Genomic DNA, 18,310 nt, shown 5'->3' with positions numbered 1-18,310 from the left:
AATTTAATTAACGAGAGTAGAACTCTACGATGAATGCTTCGTTGATTTCAGCTGATAATTCAGAACGCTCAGGAAGGCGAGTGAATGTACCTTCTTTTTTGTCAGCGTCAAATGTTAAGTAGTCAGGTACGAAGTTGTTTACTTCGATTGCTTCTGTTACTACAGCAAGGTTTTGAGATTTTTCACGAAGAGAAATCGTTTGACCTGGTTTTACGCTGTATGAAGGGATATCAACGCGTTTGCCATCTACTAAGATGTGGCCGTGGTTTACTAATTGACGAGATCCACGACGAGTACGAGCTAAACCTAAACGGTAAACTAGGTTGTCAAGGCGAGTTTCAAGAAGGATCATGAAGTTTTCACCGTGTACACCTTTCATTTTACCAGCGCGGTCGAATAGAGTACGGAATTGACGTTCGTTCATGCCGTACATGTGACGAAGTTTTTGTTTTTCTTGAAGTTGTAAACCGTATTCTGATAATTTTTTACGTTGGTTTGGACCGTGTTGACCTGGTGCGTAAGGGCGTTTTTCGATTTCTTTACCTGTACCGCTTAGTGAGATACCAAGACGACGTGATAATTTCCAAGATGGACCTGTATAACGAGACATATTGTTGTCTCCTCCTTTAAATTTGGTTTTTTTGTTGTAAAACAAAAACCAGTAGTACCCATTCTTATACGCATTTTATTTTCATGTATTTTCGCCTATGCAGCCGTTAGGTTACACAATACACCATCTATTTGAATCTGTTTAGTTATCCTAAATAAAATAGAGGAATAAAATACAGTAATAAGCTCATACCACTGCTGCGTTTATTTTACACAAATTTCATTGTAACTGCTTATTACATAGACGTCAATTATAACACAAACTATTTTCAAAAAAGAACTATAGTAAATATTTCCTTTCAGTACACAATGCGAAATTTTGGAATAGTTAAAGATACAGTGAGAGGTGTAAAATGTAAAAGTAAAGTAGAATAACATAGTCAAAATGACACAAAATATGTATAATATACAATAAGTTAATAGTAATTGATTTGTACGTTATATAGAAAAGGTGATTTCATGACAGACCATTTACAAACGCTAAAATATATAAAATCAGATGTTTTGAGCACTTGGGTGAGTTCTAAAGAACAAACTGGTTTAAATGAGTATTTTCGCCCATTGGAACAGTGTCTAAAGATGCATTTTGGAATTGTGAATATGGCGTTTCTTGGTTTTGAAGGTAATTGTTTGATACCTGTAGAAGAGATGGCTACTTTAACAATTGAAACAAAATTAAATGCTGTGTCATGGTTAATGATTGAAGCTAGTTTTTATCAACAAAAAATGGTAAAAATTCCTTATATATTAAAAGAAAAAGAAGCCTATTCGAAGATGACAGATATGGTTCTTTTCCAAATAGAAGGTAAAAATCCAATAGGTGTGCTACTTGTAGAGGCAACAGATGCTTGGACAGACTTTATGACTTCTGATTACGGGGAAGAAAGTATAGAAACGCTTACGAAAGTTCTCCAGTTAATGAGAGAAAATTATGAAGTAAAAGTGAATGAAGATCAATTTAGAAAATTGTATAATATGACAGATTTATTTCATTCAACAATGGATATTGATTTAATTTTAGAAAACGTTTTAAAAAATATTAAGGATAATTTCCCCGAATTTAATGTGGAGCTTATACTATCGAATGATCAAGACCGCCATACGACTATCGATATTAAGCTTTTTGATTACTTATCTGAAAGGCCTGCGACTATTGAGGCTTTTGTCTCAGGAGAGCTGACGACGGAGCTTGCTAGCGATTTGAATTGCCGAGTTTTAAACGCCCCTATTAAAGGAAGACAAGCTATTTATGGCATTTTACAAGTAAGTGCACCTACAACGTATCTTTATTCAACGACTGAAAAAGATTTTCTACGAATGCTAGCGCAAACATCAGGAAATGCGCTCGAAAATGCAAAATTATATCATCAGTCACATCGCCTTGTGAGTGATTTGCAACTTATCAATGAAACATCACATCGTTTAAATATGAGGATAGGCATTAATGAAATGTTACTTTTCCTTCAAAAGCAGTTAATGAAATCATTTCAACCAATGGAAGTTTGTTTCGCTTTTAAGCATAATGACACATTTGAAGTGACGGATGCTAGTACGGCCTTGTTTAATACAGAAAAGGGTCAAATATTTATAAAACATGTTGAGCAACATTTTAAAAGTACCAACGATCCACTATTTATTGCAGATTTCAGCCGTATAACCCCTACTCATATTGAATATCGTTCAATTATGGCAATCCCGATTTTAATGGAAGAAAAAATTAATGGCTTTAGTATTGTGTTACACAAGGAGCCATATTTCTTTTCGTTTGATAGCTTTAAGTTAATGCAATCATTAATTCATCACTCTTCTTTAGCAATTGCAAACTCAATATTACGACATCAACTCCAAGAAATGGTAGATTTAGACCATTTAACAAAATTGTATGCAAGAAGTTATTTAGACAAGTATGTAGAAAAGTCACTTATTAATGATCAATCAGGGATGTTCCTACTCATTGACATAGATAATTTCAAGCGTGTGAATGATACGTATGGTCATCAAATTGGTGATAAGATTCTTATGCAGATTGCGGTGCAGTTAAAAAAAATGATTGGAGCTCGTGGTATTTGTGCACGCTGGGGTGGAGAGGAAATGTCTGTGTATGTTCCGAATATTGATGAGAAAGAAGCAATCGAATTGGCTGAAGAAATTGTTGCAGTAATTCCAAATACAACAGATCCTCGGGTGACAATTTCAGCAGGTCTCATAACATGGGATGAACTGTATCGTCCAGCGTTCCAATCTGTTTTCCTACATGCAGATACAGCGCTGTATGAAGCGAAAAATAGTGGTAAAAATCGATTTTGTATGCATGATCGACCGTATCAAATAAATAAATAACTCGCTCTTAGAATTAGGGATGACATCTCGGTGAAGGGTGGACAACTCTTTCGGAACCGTGGCTCATCGGACGCCACAAGGAAAGTGCTCATAATGAAAATCGACTTCACGAAATTAAACGTCAGCCATCTTTTTACAATGAAATACCCTGAAATGATAATAAATCATTTCAGGGTATTTTTTATAAATGGGAAAGTAAGGTTTCTGCGAATAGCTCTAATCCCTCTTGATCTTCCTTAGAAAAGCGATTAACGATTGGACTATCGATATCAAGAACACCGATGATCTCTCCTTCTTTTTTCAAGGGAATCACGATTTCGGATTGAGAAGCTGCATCGCAGGCAATATGACCAGGGAAGTCGTGTACGTCTTTTACGACCATTGTTTCTTCTTTACTTACTGCTGTTCCACATACACCACGTCCAATTGGTATTCTGACGCAGGCAGGTAAGCCTTGGAATGGCCCTAATACAAGTTGCTCTCCTTGTAATATATAAAAACCAACCCAGTTAATGTTCGGCAGGAACTGATTTAGTAATGCAGTGGCGTTACTTAAATTAGCAATGCGATCGCTTTCTCCTGTAAGTAGGGCATCTAATTGTTTGGCCAACGTATTATATTGCTCGGCAATTGGTCCTTCATAATTGATTTGAGTAAACATAAAAGCACCTCGTTTGAAAGTTATTTTTTTGGATATATAACATTATAGTGTTGATGCAAATCAGCAACAGTATGAGCATCTGAACCGAAAACAACTGGAAGCCCAATAGATTTACTATAATCTATGAAGGAAAATGGTGGATAAGTTTCCTGACAATGTGTTTTACTTAATCCAGCGCTATTTAAATCTAGCTCATAGCCTTCTTCCTTCATTACATCTAAAACTTTTCGAATTTGCGCAGAATCATCAATCTTTACCGTATGTGCTAATTGGAATTTGTGAATAAGTGAAGGATGCCCAATGCGCTTAGGCTTGTATTGTCCTAAATCTGCTTTAATGGATTGTAGGACGGTATCGTAATATAAATTATACACTTGCTCAATAGAGCCGACTTTTTTTGAAAAAGCCATAAAACTTTCTGGAGAAAAGTCTATGCATTCAAAGGTGTTGTCCCATTGTAAAAAATGAACTGATAAAATAGAGTCATCCAAAAAGTGTCCGTATGTATCAAGAAATTGACGAGTTTCTTGTTCAAAGCCTTGAATATAGTCGACCTCTAGCCCTATATGAATGCGAATATCTTGTGCGTACTCTTTTTGAAGGCGTTGTAAATCTTCAAAATAAGGCATTAAAAATTCTGGATTCATACCACTGTCTTGTTGTGGTGTAGGGTCTACAAAATTCAATGGTAATGGTGCATGTTCTGTAAAGCTAATATCTGTGAAATCATGAGAGATTGCTTTTTCTATATACTGCTTAAATGAATCAGAGGTACCATGTGGACAATATGGGCTATGAACATGGCCGTCACATTTCATAAATACCACTCCTTTATATTTTTGGATAATACACTTGTATTTGCGCATATTGTTCAAAAATTAAGTTATTGTTATTCTTAAAAGGCGTAATTACACAAAAAACACTCAAATTTTAGTACAAAAGGCGATAACATAGTATATAATAAATACAACTAGCCAATTCGTTTATTGTAGAATAGGAGGCTTACGATGGAGTATATCATCATTCCAGTTATCCTACTATTAATTTTAGCGATAGTAGGATTTATGATGCGACGAAAACATACAACAATCATTTCTAAACTTGAAAATGAAAAATCACAAATACAAAACAATCCCATAAATGAGGAAATTTCAAAAGTTAAATCTTTAAACATGAACGGTGAAACGGAAGAAATGTTTGAACGATGGCGTAATAGTTGGGATGAAGTCATCGATGTACATATGACAAAAATTGATTCACTTTTATTTGATGCAGAGGATCAAATCAATAGACTTCGTTTTAATAAAGCAACATTAATTGAACGTGAGATAGAAGATTACATTAAAAAGTGTGAGCAAGATAAAGATAAAATCTTAGAAGAACTAAATGAATTAATTGGCAGCGAAGAAAAAAATCGTATTGAAATTGAACAATTAAAAGAATACTATCGTTCTGCACGTAAAACATTGTTAGCGCACCAGCATTCATTTGGGGTAGCATTACCAGCGCTAGAGAAAAAACTGGAGACGTTTGTTCAAAAGTTTGAGGAATTCGATGTGTTAACGAGTGAAGGGAATTATTTGCAGGCGCGGGAAATTGTTATTGGCTTAAACCAAGAATCACAACAGACATTTGAATATATCAATGATGTCCCAACAATTTTGACTGAATTGCAAGTGAAGCTACCAGGAGCGGTACAGGAATTACGAAGCGGTCAGCGTGAAATGGAAGAGCAATCCTATTATTTACAACATTTAGAGCTAACTGAAGAGCTTAATAAATTTGAAGAAGAATTTGTAGCATTAAAAAGTGAATTAGCAGAGCTTAACTTAAATGTTGTTAAACCACGAGTTACGGATATAAATGAAGAGATTGATCATTTTTACGATCTTCTTGAAAAAGAGGTTATTGCTAAAAATTATGTTGACCAAAATTGTGATCGTTTATTAAGCTCAATTACCAATGTTATTAGTTCAACAAAATTAGTAAGTGATGAAGCAACCTTTGTACAGCAAAGTTATTGCTTAAATGAAAAAGATGCTGAAATTCCAAAAGCTGCATTAAAGCAATTAGAAGCTTTACAACGCCGATATGACTTATTGGCAATGCGTGTTAGAGAAGAAAAATCTGCATATTCAAGTTTGCAGGAAGAATTGATTGAAATTAGCGATGAGCTAGAACGGATTCATGAGGAGCAAGGTCATTTGTCAAATACGATGAAGAAGCTACGAATTGATGAAAACAAGGCTCGCACGCAAGTAGAAAACTTAAAGAAAACATTACAAGAAACAGATCGTCTTTTGAATAAGGCTAATATTCCAGGTATCCCTGAAGAGATGGATGCCCGTCTAGATGAGGCAGCAGAGCATATTTATTTAGTTATGCAAAGCCTGCAAGAGGTGCCTCTCAACATGGGAACAGTTCATAATAATTTAAATGCCGCAACACTTTGTGTAGAAGATGTAAAAGCGAAGTCGCATGAATTAATTGAAAATGTAATGCTGATTGAGCGCATTATTCAGTACGGTAATCGTCATCGTGCAACAAATCCAAAATTGAATTCTCGTTTAAAAGAAGCAGAAGGATCTTTCAATCAATTCCGTTATTCCAAAGCATTAGAAGAGGCTGGAACAGCAGTTGAAGAAATGGAGCCGGGTGCTTTAAAGCGAATTCAAGAACTTGTGGCAGAAGAAACAATGTCAAAATAGTCAAGTATAATAAGAAATTACAGCAGCTGTCTAAAAGGTCTAGTATTACTTTTTAGACAGCTTTTTATTAAGGACGATGTTTCTCCAGATGAAGAGGTTTAAATATTTGAAGGGGGATTCCTTTGATTTTAAGTATATCTAAAACTTTTATATATACAGCGAGGGGTTGATTTCCGTTCCTCTATCGTTGATCCCCGAAGATTCTGCCAGCCTCCACTCCAATCAATCAAGCAGTACCTCCTGTCATGTTACTCAATTGTATATATATGAGTAGCTTCTTCAGACTTCATGAAGATGTGTTAGAAAGAGGAGGGAACTTTAATTATTTTTAATTCGAAATGAAGAAAATAGAGAATAGAGGTGTTCAACATGCAATTTTATAGTCGGGAAATGAATGAAATGCATGCGACTGATATATTAAATTGGAAATATGAAGAACCATATGATTTTTACAATAATGAACTTTGCGACGAATCTCTAAAAGAATTTCTTGAAAGTCCGTATTATTCTATTGTCAATGATCAAGAAGAGCTAGTAGGTTTTTTCTGTACAGGAACATCTGCACAAGTACCTAAAGGACATGACTATGGTGCATATATAGACGAATGCATTGATGTTGGAATAGGAATGAAGCCCGAGTTAACAGGAAAAGGTTATGGTGCAGAGTTTTTTTCATTTGTTTTAAATCATCTACAAAATCTACAACAAGAAAAAAATTGTCCACTTCGTTTAACAGTAGCTACCTTTAATACAAGAGCCATTCACCTATATGAAAAATTAGGCTTTAAAAAAGTCATGGATTTCACAGCTTCAACTGAATTTATAACAATGAAGAAAGCTTAAGTTAAAAAACGTGGTCAAATGTCGGTGAATTTTAAAAGTTGGGTGATAAATCCAAAGTTGTATTCGATAAATTAATAAAGTTTATCGACAAATTCAAAAAATCTCTCAATAAAAATGATAAGCGAAATAACACTAATTTTAGCTAGAAACGTTCATAGCAAGTCTTTAGATGACACTCTGAAAAGGGTGTTTTTTCACATTAAAAGCAAACAAATAAGTGATTATATTAGGATAATTGTTAAAGTTAGTAGTCAATCGCTGAAGATTGCGTTATGATAAATACCGTTAAATCAACGTTTTGAAAGTGTGTGATAATAATGGAAGTTAATACAATCTATTTAGACAACAGTGCAACAACAAAACCTATAAAAGAGGTTATGCAAGCATTTATGGTAGTGAATGAGCAGTATTATGCAAATCCTGCTTCCATTCATGCAATGGGTGTTGAATCAAACGAATTATTAATGCGTGCACGTGAGCAAGTAGCAGATATTTTGCAAACAGAAGCAAAAAATGTGCTATTTACATCAGGTGGTACTGAATCCAATAACACGGCTATATTTGGTTTAGCACGTAGCAACACACATAAAGGGAATCATATTTTAACAACTGAAATTGAACATCCATCTGTCCTAGAATCTGTGAAGCAGCTTGAGCAAGACGGTTTTGATGTGGAATACTTGCAAGTAGATGAAAACGGAGTTATTTCTTTAGAGGAGCTTCGCGCAAAAGTGCGGAAGGATACCATTTTAGTAAGTGTGATGCATGTAAATAATGAAATGGGCGCGATTCAACCAATTTTTGAAGCTGCAAAAATTATTCATGAATCGAGTCGTGCGGCTTTTCACGTAGACGCTATACAAAGCTTCGGGAAGTTACCGATATCATTTAACGATGACGATGGTCCAGACTGTATTTCTATATCTGGTCATAAAATTCATGGCTTTAAAGGTTCAGGTGTACTCGCATTCCGTAAAAAAATGAAATGGCAACCGTATGCACTTGGCGGAGGGCAGGAATTTGGTTTACGTAGCGGAACAGTAGCTGTACCACAAGCCGTAGCCTTATCAAAAGCAGCCCGAATAGCGATAGAGACGATGAATGAACGTTCAAAAAAATATCGTCAATGGTATGAAGAAATATGTACTCAATTACGTGGGTATGGAGATGAAGTGCATATTTTATCAACACCAAAAGGAGCAGCACATATTTTATCTTTTAGTATTCGCGACTTAAAAGGTGAAGTCATTATCAATGCATTGCAAAAACGCAATGTAATTGTTTCGACGTCGAGTGCGTGTTCATCGAAACAAACAAAAACAAGTCATGTTGTTGAAGCTCTAAATATCGATGAGCATTTTAAAAATGGTGTTATTCGTATAAGCTTTGGTGCGCATGTAACAGATGAAGATATTGTAAAGTTTAAACAAGTATTAGATGAAGTATTGACGGAACTTAAAGGAGAATTTTAAAAATGATTTGGAAAGAAATTTTAATTCGATATGGGGAGCTTTCTACAAAAGGCCGCAACAAGATGGATTTTATTCGCCGTTTACGAGAGAACATTCGTCATGCGTTTGCGGATTTAGGACATTTACACATTCGCACAGAACGTGATCGAATGTTTATAGCCATTCAAGATGAAGTACAAATGGACGTACTATTAAAAGGATTACCTAAAATTTTTGGTATTCAATCATTTAGTCCTGTGGCTGCATGTGAAAAAGATATCGAAGCCATGAAAAAACTAGCCATAACAATTATGGATACATTTAAAAATGAACAGCTTACATTTAAAGTAGAAGTAAAGCGCACAGATAAAACATTCCCGTTAGAATCACATGCCATTCAACGCGAAATTGGCGGTTATGTATTACCACAATATCAAAATTTATCAGTAAAAGTGAAGCAGCCTGATATCGAACTTCGTGTAGAGGTGCGTCATGATGCAACATATATGATGGCACAAGTTATTCCGGGTGCAGGTGGAATGCCTGTAGGCTCGAATGGTAAATCTTTATTAATGCTTTCAGGTGGTATCGATAGTCCAGTTGCCGGTTATTTAATGATGAAACGAGGAGTGCGCTTAGAAGCGATTCACTTCTTTAGCCCACCATACACAAGCCAAAATTCATTGGAAAAAGTAAAGGTACTTGCTAATGAATTAACGAAATTCGGAGCGAGTATACGTTTACATGTTATTCCTTTCACTGAAATTCAAGTTCTTATTAAAGAAAAAGTACCTTCTAATGTATCGATGACAACTACTCGACGTATGATGCTAAAAGTTGCTGACAAAGTACGTGAAGACATTGGCGCATTAGCTATTGTTACAGGTGAGAGTCTGGGGCAAGTAGCGAGTCAAACTCTTGAAAGCCTTACAGCTATTAATGCTGTAACGAACACACCGATTTTACGTCCATTAATCTCGTCAGATAAATTAGAAATTATCGATATTGCAGAGAAAATTGGCACATACGAAACGTCTATTCAGCCATTTGAAGACTGCTGTACAATTTTTACTCCTGCAAGTCCAAAAACAAAGCCAAAGCTTGAAAAGGTTGAGCATTACGAAAGCTTCTCGGATTTTGATGAACTCATCGAACGAGCAGTGAAAAACCGTGAAGTTTACATTTTCCCGAAAAAAGAACAAGAAGCCGATAAATTTGCGGATCTTTTATAGAAGAAACTTGCGAATTCATAAGAGCCGACTCAAAAGTACATTTTGAGTCGGCTTTTTTAGTCCATTTCCTTATGAGGTACAATTTACCTGAAATATTTTTGTATTAAAAATCTAAAATCGCACATTCTATATTCACAAGGAGGTGAGAAACACATGGCAAACAACAACAACCGCAGTTCAAATCAACTTGCTGTACCTGGTGTAGAGCGCGCACTTGATCAAATGAAATACGAAATTGCACAAGAATTTGGTGTTCAATTAGGAGCTGACGCTTCAGCTCGTGCTAACGGTTCCGTTGGCGGTGAAATCACTAAACGTCTTGTACAAATGGCAGAATCTCAATTAAAAGGTATGCCGAACAACCAATAATTGCTTAATTAGCAATTATTAAAATTAAAACCAGTGACCGTAAAAGGCACTGGTTTTAGTTTGTTTAAAATGTTTATTTTTTATCCCACATAAACAAGGAGTAATTTAAACCCGCTTGAATGACGCCCACTGATTAAAGTTTCACTTTATCCTACAAATGCTTTAAATATAGAGACTGTATTCGAAATATCCTCACTTTCGCAAATTGCGGAAATAACTGCTATCCCATCTGCACCTGCTTTAAATACCGTATATGCATTCGAACAGTTTATGCCTCCAATTGCAACGATAGGCAGCTCTGGATATTGTCTGCGAACTTGCTGTAAAAATTCAGTTCCACTAGGCGGTTTGGCGTCACTTTTAGAAGTAGTTGAAAAAATTGGACCAATACCTACATAGTCAGCACCATATTGTAAAGCAGTTTTTAATTCCGCTTGAGAATGAACAGAAACACCTAGTATCATATTGCCAATTTTTTCACGTACCATTGACACAGGGAAATCTTCTTGGCCAATATGAACGCCATCTGCTCTAAGCTTAATAGCTAGCTCAACATCATCATTAATAATAAACGGAACATGATACTGTTGACAGAGCTTTTGACATTTACGAGCAAAATTTTCATAGGCTTGTCCAGTAAGGGGATTTGGCCCTTTTTCACGGTATTGAAACATAGTAATTCCAGATAGGAGAGCTTTCTCTAATACGGTTAGTGGCTCCTGTTTGAAAACATTACCTGTGCCCATAATAAAATATAGCTGCAGATCGTCACGTTTCATGAATGATCACCTCGTAGGAATCTTTATACTGTTGATAAGCAAAATGATTTGTTGGACCGTGGCCATTCCCAATAGATAAATCATGAGTTATTGCTAATTGAATAAATTTTTTAGCTTCCTCAATTGCCTTTTCTATAGGTAGCCCAAGACCAAGAAAAGCAGTTAATGCAGCGGAAAATGTACAGCCTGTACCATGCGTGTTTTTTGTTGCAATTCGAGTAGATTGCATAGAAAATGATCGACCATCTTGAAAAAAAACATAATCAGTAGCATAACATTTATCTTCTAAATGACCGCCTTTCATAACGACACATTGAACACCTGTCTGTAATAAGATTTGGGCTACTTCGTTAATATCTGCTAAAGAATTAATTTTTCTTCCAGAAAGGGTTTCGGCCTCAGGAATGTTTGGCGTTACAATTGTTGCTAAAGGTAGCAAATAATTTCGTAATGCCTCAATTGCTTCTTGCTGTAATAAGCTCTCGCCACCTTTTGCGATCATAACAGGATCTACAATAAGTGGAATATTTACTTCGGCTAAAATATGTGCAATTGATTGGATGATTTCGGAGGAAAACAACATTCCTGTTTTAATAGCACTAATTGAAAAGTCCTCGATTAGCGCTTTCAGTTGTTTTTCAACAAAGCTCACTTCAATTGGTAAAACATCCGATACACCCAAAGTATTCTGGGCTGTTAAAGCAGTAATGACAGACGTTCCAAATACTTTTAATTCCTGGAATGTTTTTAAATCAGCTTGTATACCTGCACCGCCGCCACTATCTGAACCGGCAATTGTCGTTACAATATGCATTATTCTTCACCTTCCTTTGAAAGGCGATGTAGTTCATTTAATACAGCAATTTGAAAATCGCCAATGAATCGAGTAGAAGAAGCGGCTTTTTCTGCTAATTTTTTATATAGCGATAATGTTTCTAGTAATTGGTCAAAAGGTTGAGCTCCTGCGGTGAAGGAGGCACAACATAGTGCACTCAATAAGCAACCTGTTCCAGTGACTTCTGTCATTTGCGAATTTCCACCTGTAACCCATTGCTGATGTTTGCCATCAGTAATAAAATCCTTTTCACCTGTCACAATAACAATACAATTGTAAAGTTGAGCTATTTTCTGCGCCTCTAGTTCTAAAGAAATTGAACCACTACCACTATCTACGCCTTTTTGTTGCCAGTCTACATTGGCAATTGCTGCAAGCTCTCCGATATTACATCGAATTGCCGCAAATTTTATTTCCTCCAATAAATGCTGTACCGTTTGTTTCCGGTAAGTCGTTGCACCTGCTGCAACAGGATCTAAAACAACCGGAATACCAAGAACATTTGCTTTTTTTCCTGCAAGTAACATGGATTCTTTCATTCGCTCATTAAGGGTCCCAATATTGATCAATAAGCCTGAGGCGATTGTGACCATTTCCTCAACCTCATGACCGTCATCAGCCATGACTGGGGAAGCGCCTATTGCTAATAAGCCATTTGCTTGGAAATTAGCAACAACATAATTCGTCATGCAATGAATAAGTGGATTTTGTTTACGGATCGTTTGGAATATCAATTTAAGTCCTCCTCGTTGGATGGACGTAAGCGTGCAAAAAAGGCCCTTTTTCGTGCGCAAAAAACACGTAAAAGAGCCTTTCATCAGTAAGTCGATGTGAATTGCTCCCTACGTCAGTATTAACTAACAGGTTCAAAGGGTCAGGTTTTACCTTCTCAACTCTAAATGAGTCCCCCTGCAATCATGCTTTTAGTTGACCAAAATGTACCATATTATTCATTCGCGTTCAATAGGAGTTTTTTATTTGCATTCAGTAATTCTGTGCGAAAGCGACGATTACGCCAAATTGAAATGAATAGAAGCTATACGTGACTGATGCCATATAGCGGAGCATGATAGTTGTCACGACTTTAATGAATTAGAGTGAATTCCATTGAAAATGATAAAAATTGAGTTTTATAATGAGCGTAACAAAAGGGGGCAATTGCCATGAAAAGAGAAGATTTAATCGCACCAGAATGGTATAACATTTCAGAGGAAATTGAGAAATATGCGCAGGATCCTACCAAAAATGCATTATTAGTTTATGGCGAAAACGAGGAAATTCAGTACTTAACATATACAACTTTACTTGAAAAGGCGAATCAGGCAGCACATGTATTTACCTCCCAAGGTTTAAAAAAAGGCGACGTAATTTTAGTCATGGTACCGAGATCAGTGGAAGCATATATCGTGTATATTGCAGCTTTGAAGGCAGGCTTAACTATTATACCTAGTTCAGAAATGCTGAGAACTAAAGATATTGAATATCGAATCAATCATGCCGATGCAAAAGGAGTTGTTGCATTTGAGCCTTATATTGAACAATTTGATAATGTGGATAATTTAGAAGCAATAAAGCAATTTGTCATTGGTCATGCACATGAACCTTGGCAACCGCTGCTTGAAAAAATGCAAAGCCAACCAACATCTTATATATGCGCTACTCCAACTAAGAGTACAGACATTGCATTTTTAGCATATACAAGTGGTACAACAGGCAATCCAAAGGCAGCGGTACATAAACATAGCTGGGGTTACGCACACTTGCGAACTACTGCACCAAATTGGTTAGGTGTTCAAGAGGGTGATATTGTTTGGGCAACAGCAGCTCCAGGCTGGCAAAAATGGATTTGGAGTCCGTTCCTCGCTACTTTAGGAAGTGGTGCAACAGCATTTGTTTACAAAGGTCACTTTGATGCGGCAACTTACTTTGCATTGATTGAAAAATTCAATATTAATATTCTATGTTGCACACCAACCGAATATCGATTTATGGCGAGTCTTGAAAATTTACAAAATTTTAATGTAAGTACAATACGTCAGGCTGTGTCAGCAGGTGAACCTTTAAATAGTGAAGTGATAAAAGTATTTTCCGAAGTTTATAATTTACAAGTACGAGATGGCTATGGACAAACAGAGAATACATTACTTGTTGGTACAATGGTAGGGATGGAGTCTAGAATGGGATCAATGGGCAAACCTACTCCGGGTAATACTGTTGAAATTATAAATGATATGGGAAATCCTGTTGCGGTCGGGGAAGTTGGAGATATTGCTGTACACTGTGAAACGCCCGCGTTATTTAAAAAATATTTAAACGATCCAGAACGGACAGATTTACAATTTAGAGGCGATTGGTATATTACCGGAGATCGTGCATACAAAGATAATGACGGTTATTTTTGGTTTGAAGGACGTGGGGATGATGTCATTATTTCTTCTGGGTATACGATTGGCCCATTTGAGGTAGAAGATGCGTTGTTGAAGCATCCTGCAGTGAAAGAAACTGCCGTTGTTGCAAGTCCAGATGAGATCCGTGGAAATCTCGTGAAGGCGTTTGTTGTGCTCTGTGAAGGCGAAGTTGGTAATGAAACACTTATAAAAAACCTACAAAGCTATGTAAAAACTTTAACAGCCCCATATAAATATCCTCGTGCGATTGAGTTTGTTACTGAGCTGCCAAAGACCTCATCAGGCAAAATTCGTCGTGTCGAATTACGAGAGCAAGAAAAAATTCATTCTATCACACATCATTAATTTCCTAAGAAATAATGTCGAAAATCAAAGTTCCTGCTTTTTTTATGAACTTTGATTTTTTTTATAATATTAGGTAATGTATTATAGGTTGAATAGTTAAAGCTTTTGCAAAGTGTGGAGATCAACTTCGTATTATTGTGATAAGCCAAATTATTGCAATAAGTATGAAACAAATTATTGAGGAGGCAGAAAAATATGAATGGTAAAAGGTGGGCTGCTTTAATAATTGCAGGTGTGCTATTAGTATTTTCATTAGGAATGAACACTATTTTTGCAATATTTAAATCAGATTTCTTTAGCAGTTTTGATAGCTTGGTTGCTGGAGACGACTTGACGGTATTAGAAGAGGTAAAAGAAAGCGGCGATTTGGATAAACGTATTGCATACTTAAAGGTTGATGGTACGATTCAAGATGTTGGATCAAGTACATTATGGCAACCAATTTCTTATGATCATCAATTTTTCTTAAATCAATTAGATAATATTTTATATGATGAGACTGTGGAAGGTATCGTCTTAAGTGTTAATACACCGGGTGGTGGTGTAAAGGAATCAGCAGAAATATATAAAAAGCTGTTGAAAATTAAAGAAGAACGACAAATTCCAATCTATGTATCTATGGATTCGATGGCAGCCTCAGGTGGTTATTACATTTCAGCACCTGCAGATAAAATTTTTGCGCAACGCGATACAATTACAGGTTCGATTGGTGTCATTATGCAATCTATTAATTATCAGGCGTTAGCAGAAAAAGTTGGTGTGAAATATGAAACGTTTAAATCTGGTGAACATAAGGATATGCTTAGTCCAATGCGTGAAGTGACACCGGAAGAGCGTGCTATGATGCAAGACATGATAAATGAAACGTATCAAGAATTCGTTAGTATTGTTGCAAATGGACGTAATATGTCTGAACCAGATGTGAAAAAAGTGGCCGATGGTCGAATTCTTAGTGGTAAGAAGGCCCTTGAAGCAGGGTTAGTTGATGAGATTGGTGATGAGGAAGCAACAATTACTGCATTGCGTAAAGACTTTGGTTTAGAGGACGCAGAATTATTCGAGTATACATATGATGTGGGTGGCTGGCAATCATATGTTGGGATGAAAATTGGATCCGTATTTGGTCCATCAGCAGAGGAAAAAATGCTGATGAAAATTATGGCGGACTATAAAGCACCTAAAATGATGTACCTATATGGCGAATACTAAGGAGGGCGTACAATGACAAACAATGAAATTGTTATGCAAGGGTCACCCTCTATGGAGAATGCTCACCTAATGGATGAGCCAAATACGAATAAGATTTATGCATTAAAAACGGCAGGCTTTTGGATACGTTTTTGGGCCTTTTTAATAGACGGATTAATTATTTCAGCAGTAGGTGGAATTCTCGTTAACCCAATTTTTTATTTAATGGATTGGTCATTATCTGAAACAGTGTGGTATGCACCGATTTCGATTATATCCGCTACTCTCTATTACAGTTATTTCGTATTAATGACGAGATTTTTTGGGCAAACATTAGGGAAAATGATATTTGGATTACGTGTTATTTCATTAAAGCATGAGAATCTCACTTGGTCAGACGTATTATTCCGTGATTGGATCGGGCGCATCATCAACACCATTTTTATGCCACTTTATATTCTAGTAGGCATCTTACCGAACAATCAAGGTTTACACGATTACTTCGCGGATACAACAGTCGTTCATGAAAAAATATATATAGAAAAAAACATTGTGGAACCTCCTTTGTCAATCAAAGAGGAAAAGACTGAACTTGTATCTCTAGAGGAAAAATCAGAACCTGAAAAGCTAGAGGAAAAAAACGAAGAATAATGGTTAGAGCTGTCTCATTGCAGAGACAGCTCTTTATTTGTGCGCCCGGCATGCATATGAACTATAGGGTGTAAGTCCCGAACCCCGAAGACAGAAGTAGAGGTTAGCCAAGAGCAAGGGTGTCCGTGGCGACGCGGAATCTGAAGGAAGCTGGAGGCAAAACACCGGTCCGAGGAACACGAACCTCATAGAAGGCTAGGTATGATTGGATGAGTTTGCAAATCAAAACAAAGTCCTTTCTGTCGAAGGTCATATCGAGTAAATGAGGCGGATAGATGGTGTGAAAGTGCACGTGCTTACCCGGGGAGGTCTGATGGAAACGTGAAGTACCCTTCATAAATTACTTGGTGACAAGTAGCTGAACCATCAGAAGTCAGCAGAGGTCATAGTACGATTGGGTCTAGAACTAATCGGAAGGACCGAACAACTAAGAGAGAATAGCCCTTGGCATTCCATCTTGAATGAATAAACACAGAAAACAGAGAAACCTCACGCTTAGAAAGTAATGGTGAAGTCCATGAGGGTATTTGCGGAGGGTGTAGTTCAGGTGGGCATAAGAAGACAAGCTATTCACGGAAAGGAACGAAATGGTGATGTTGAATCAAATTCTAGCACGTCCGAATATGATACAAGCATTAAAGCGAGTGGAAGCGAATAAAGGAAGCCAGGGAGTAGACATGATGCCCGTACAAACTTTACGTCAGCACATCCTCGAAAACTGGGAATCCATTAAAGCGCAAATTCTAATGGGAACTTATGAACCGCAACCAGTACTTCGTGTCGAAATCCCGAAACCAGACGGCGGTGTGCGTCTATTAGGAATCCCAACCGTGACAGACCGTTTGATTCAACAAGCCATATCGCAGATATTATCAAAAGAATATGACCAAACTTTCTCGGACAACAGTTATGGGTTCCGACCAAAACGGAGTGCTCATGACGCAGTCCGAAAGGCGAAGGGTTATATGAAGGAAGGATATCGTTGGGTTGTGGATATGGATTTAGAGAAATTCTTTGATAAGGTCAACCACGACCGATTAATGGCAACATTAGCGAAAAGAATTCATGATAAATCATTATTAAAACTTATCCGTAAATATCTCCAAGCAGGTGTCATGATAAATGGAGTTGTTTCAAGTACAGAGGAAGGAACACCGCAAGGTGGACCATTAAGTCCACTTCTTTCTAATATCGTGTTAGATGAGTTGGATAAAGAATTAGAGAAACGTGGTCATAAATTCGTTCGCTACGCAGATGACTGCAATATCTATGTGAAGAGTAAACGTGCAGGAGAGCGTACAATAGCAAGTGTACAGCGATTCGTCGAAGGTACATTACGCTTGAAAGTGAATGAGTCCAAATCAGCGGTAGACCGACCGTGGAATCGAAAATTCTTGGGTTTTAGTTTTTCACACCATAAAGAACCAAAAGTTCGGGTGGCGAAAACAAGCCTTCAACGAATGAAGAAGAAAATACGAGAAATTACCTCTAGAAAGATGCCATTTCCAATGGAATATCGTATCGAGAAATTAAACCAATATCTAATTGGATGGTGTGGATATTTTGCGCTCGCAGATACACCTTCAGTATTCAGTAAATTAGACAGTTGGATTAAGAGAAGGTTGCGAATGTGTCTTTGGAAGAATTGGAAGAAACCCCGAACCAGAGTCAGAAATCTCATTCGTTTAAAAGTTCCGTACGGAAAAGCATACGAATGGGGAAATACCCGAAAAGGGTACTGGCGCATTTCAAAAAGCCCCATATTGCACAGAACCCTCGGCAATTCCTATTGGGAAAGCCAAGGGCTGAAAAGTCTGCAAGTTCGTTACGAAACTTTGCGTTATTCATCTTAATTGAACCGCCGTATACGGATCCGTACGTACGGTGGTGT

Annotated in this window: 16 protein-coding genes and 1 riboswitch; of the genes, 10 read left to right on the top strand and 6 right to left on the bottom strand. The window is 36.9% G+C overall.

Annotated elements, in window-relative coordinates; genetic code table 11:
• Nucleotides 1-7 precede the first annotated feature (7 nt).
• Nucleotides 8-610, bottom strand: coding sequence for a 30S ribosomal protein S4 (gene rpsD / locus AC3WSO_RS18850; RefSeq protein WP_492532950.1), 603 nt, complete (start codon nt 608-610; stop codon nt 8-10).
• A gap of 458 nt (nt 611-1,068) precedes the next feature.
• Between rpsD and AC3WSO_RS18845 the strand changes: the two genes are divergently transcribed.
• Nucleotides 1,069-2,949, top strand: coding sequence for a sensor domain-containing diguanylate cyclase (locus AC3WSO_RS18845; RefSeq protein WP_492532949.1), 1,881 nt, complete (start codon nt 1,069-1,071; stop codon nt 2,947-2,949).
• A gap of 181 nt (nt 2,950-3,130) precedes the next feature.
• Here AC3WSO_RS18845 and AC3WSO_RS18840 read toward each other — a convergent pair whose 3' ends face one another.
• Both AC3WSO_RS18840 and hisJ read right to left on the bottom strand, forming a co-directional pair.
• Nucleotides 3,131-3,610, bottom strand: a complete 480-nt coding sequence (locus tag AC3WSO_RS18840; protein ID WP_492532947.1) for a GAF domain-containing protein — start codon at nt 3,608-3,610, stop codon at nt 3,131-3,133.
• 20 nt (nt 3,611-3,630) lie between these two features.
• Nucleotides 3,631-4,428 (bottom strand): histidinol-phosphatase HisJ, encoded by a 798-nt coding sequence (gene hisJ / locus AC3WSO_RS18835; RefSeq protein WP_492532946.1) that lies wholly within the window; start codon nt 4,426-4,428, stop codon nt 3,631-3,633.
• Between the two features lie 189 nt (nt 4,429-4,617).
• On the opposite strand from hisJ, the gene ezrA reads away from it, so the two are divergent.
• The 5 genes from ezrA to AC3WSO_RS18810 all read left to right on the top strand — a co-directional run bounded on the left by ezrA (nt 4,618) and on the right by AC3WSO_RS18810 (nt 10,213).
• Nucleotides 4,618-6,318, top strand: a complete 1,701-nt coding sequence (ezrA, locus tag AC3WSO_RS18830) for a septation ring formation regulator EzrA (RefSeq protein ID WP_492532945.1) — start codon at nt 4,618-4,620, stop codon at nt 6,316-6,318.
• Between the two features lie 369 nt (nt 6,319-6,687).
• Nucleotides 6,688-7,161, top strand: a complete 474-nt coding sequence (locus AC3WSO_RS18825) for a GNAT family N-acetyltransferase (protein WP_492532943.1) — start codon at nt 6,688-6,690, stop codon at nt 7,159-7,161.
• Nucleotides 7,162-7,478: 317 nt separating this feature from the next.
• The gene (locus AC3WSO_RS18820) at nt 7,479-8,633 is read left to right on the top strand and encodes a cysteine desulfurase family protein (protein WP_492532941.1); all 1,155 of its coding nucleotides are present in this window, start codon (nt 7,479-7,481) and stop codon (nt 8,631-8,633) included.
• 2 nt (nt 8,634-8,635) lie between these two features.
• Nucleotides 8,636-9,844, top strand: coding sequence for a tRNA uracil 4-sulfurtransferase ThiI (gene thiI / locus AC3WSO_RS18815; protein WP_492532940.1), 1,209 nt, complete (start codon nt 8,636-8,638; stop codon nt 9,842-9,844).
• Nucleotides 9,845-9,997: 153 nt separating this feature from the next.
• Nucleotides 9,998-10,213 (top strand): alpha/beta-type small acid-soluble spore protein, encoded by a 216-nt coding sequence (locus tag AC3WSO_RS18810; RefSeq protein ID WP_079561613.1) that lies wholly within the window; start codon nt 9,998-10,000, stop codon nt 10,211-10,213.
• Nucleotides 10,214-10,359: 146 nt separating this feature from the next.
• Here AC3WSO_RS18810 and thiE read toward each other — a convergent pair whose 3' ends face one another.
• Genes thiE through thiM form a run of 3 tightly spaced genes read right to left on the bottom strand, consistent with a single transcriptional unit; the run spans nt 10,360 to nt 12,561 of the window.
• Nucleotides 10,360-10,992 (bottom strand): thiamine phosphate synthase, encoded by a 633-nt coding sequence (gene thiE / locus AC3WSO_RS18805; RefSeq protein ID WP_492532937.1) that lies wholly within the window; start codon nt 10,990-10,992, stop codon nt 10,360-10,362.
• On the bottom strand, nt 10,982-11,806 hold the full coding sequence (thiD, locus tag AC3WSO_RS18800; protein WP_492532936.1) for a bifunctional hydroxymethylpyrimidine kinase/phosphomethylpyrimidine kinase: 825 nt from the start codon (nt 11,804-11,806) through the stop codon (nt 10,982-10,984). The genes thiE and thiD overlap by 11 nt, the downstream gene beginning before the upstream one ends.
• Complete coding sequence (gene thiM, locus AC3WSO_RS18795; RefSeq protein WP_492532934.1) at nt 11,806-12,561, bottom strand: hydroxyethylthiazole kinase; 756 nt, start codon at nt 12,559-12,561, stop codon at nt 11,806-11,808. Before thiM ends, thiD begins: the two co-directional genes overlap by 1 nt.
• 88 nt (nt 12,562-12,649) lie before the next feature.
• Nucleotides 12,650-12,748: riboswitch (TPP riboswitch) on the bottom strand.
• Nucleotides 12,749-12,990: 242 nt separating this feature from the next.
• Here thiM and mbcS point away from each other — a divergent pair.
• The 4 genes from mbcS (at nt 12,991) to ltrA (ending at nt 18,272) form a co-directional block, all read left to right on the top strand.
• Entirely contained in the window at nt 12,991-14,580 is a 1,590-nt protein-coding gene (gene mbcS, locus AC3WSO_RS18790) for an acyl-CoA synthetase MbcS (RefSeq protein WP_492532932.1), read from the top strand.
• Nucleotides 14,581-14,775: 195 nt separating this feature from the next.
• A complete protein-coding gene (gene sppA, locus AC3WSO_RS18785; RefSeq protein ID WP_492532930.1) occupies nt 14,776-15,789 on the top strand; it encodes a signal peptide peptidase SppA in 1,014 nt (337 codons plus the stop codon).
• Between the two features lie 12 nt (nt 15,790-15,801).
• Nucleotides 15,802-16,419 (top strand): RDD family protein, encoded by a 618-nt coding sequence (locus AC3WSO_RS18780; RefSeq protein WP_492532929.1) that lies wholly within the window; start codon nt 15,802-15,804, stop codon nt 16,417-16,419.
• 590 nt (nt 16,420-17,009) lie between these two features.
• Nucleotides 17,010-18,272, top strand: a complete 1,263-nt coding sequence (ltrA, locus tag AC3WSO_RS18775; RefSeq protein WP_492531680.1) for a group II intron reverse transcriptase/maturase — start codon at nt 17,010-17,012, stop codon at nt 18,270-18,272.
• The last annotated feature ends 38 nt before the right edge of the window (nt 18,273-18,310 follow it).

This window comes from Lysinibacillus sp. EB106-09-02-XG168 (assembly GCF_058791475.1).
The sequence above is the reverse complement of the archived record's forward strand: the minus strand, read 5'-3'. Positions and strand labels throughout refer to the sequence as shown.

Excerpts from the sequence above, each read along its gene's own strand:
- AC3WSO_RS18820 (WP_492532941.1), top strand. The coding sequence starts at position 7,479 with ATGGAAGTTAATACAATCTATTTAGACAACAGTGCAACAACAAAACCT.
- rpsD (WP_492532950.1), bottom strand. The coding sequence starts at position 610 with ATGTCTCGTTATACAGGTCCATCTTGGAAATTATCACGTCGTCTTGGT.
- AC3WSO_RS18840 (WP_492532947.1), bottom strand. The coding sequence starts at position 3,610 with ATGTTTACTCAAATCAATTATGAAGGACCAATTGCCGAGCAATATAAT.
- AC3WSO_RS18845 (WP_492532949.1), top strand. The coding sequence starts at position 1,069 with ATGACAGACCATTTACAAACGCTAAAATATATAAAATCAGATGTTTTG.
- AC3WSO_RS18825 (WP_492532943.1), top strand. The coding sequence starts at position 6,688 with ATGCAATTTTATAGTCGGGAAATGAATGAAATGCATGCGACTGATATA.
- mbcS (WP_492532932.1), top strand. The coding sequence starts at position 12,991 with ATGAAAAGAGAAGATTTAATCGCACCAGAATGGTATAACATTTCAGAG.
- hisJ (WP_492532946.1), bottom strand. The coding sequence starts at position 4,428 with ATGAAATGTGACGGCCATGTTCATAGCCCATATTGTCCACATGGTACC.
- sppA (WP_492532930.1), top strand. The coding sequence starts at position 14,776 with ATGAATGGTAAAAGGTGGGCTGCTTTAATAATTGCAGGTGTGCTATTA.
- thiE (WP_492532937.1), bottom strand. The coding sequence starts at position 10,992 with ATGAAACGTGACGATCTGCAGCTATATTTTATTATGGGCACAGGTAAT.
- thiD (WP_492532936.1), bottom strand. The coding sequence starts at position 11,806 with ATGCATATTGTAACGACAATTGCCGGTTCAGATAGTGGCGGCGGTGCA.
- AC3WSO_RS18810 (WP_079561613.1), top strand. The coding sequence starts at position 9,998 with ATGGCAAACAACAACAACCGCAGTTCAAATCAACTTGCTGTACCTGGT.
- AC3WSO_RS18780 (WP_492532929.1), top strand. The coding sequence starts at position 15,802 with ATGACAAACAATGAAATTGTTATGCAAGGGTCACCCTCTATGGAGAAT.
- ezrA (WP_492532945.1), top strand. The coding sequence starts at position 4,618 with ATGGAGTATATCATCATTCCAGTTATCCTACTATTAATTTTAGCGATA.
- thiI (WP_492532940.1), top strand. The coding sequence starts at position 8,636 with ATGATTTGGAAAGAAATTTTAATTCGATATGGGGAGCTTTCTACAAAA.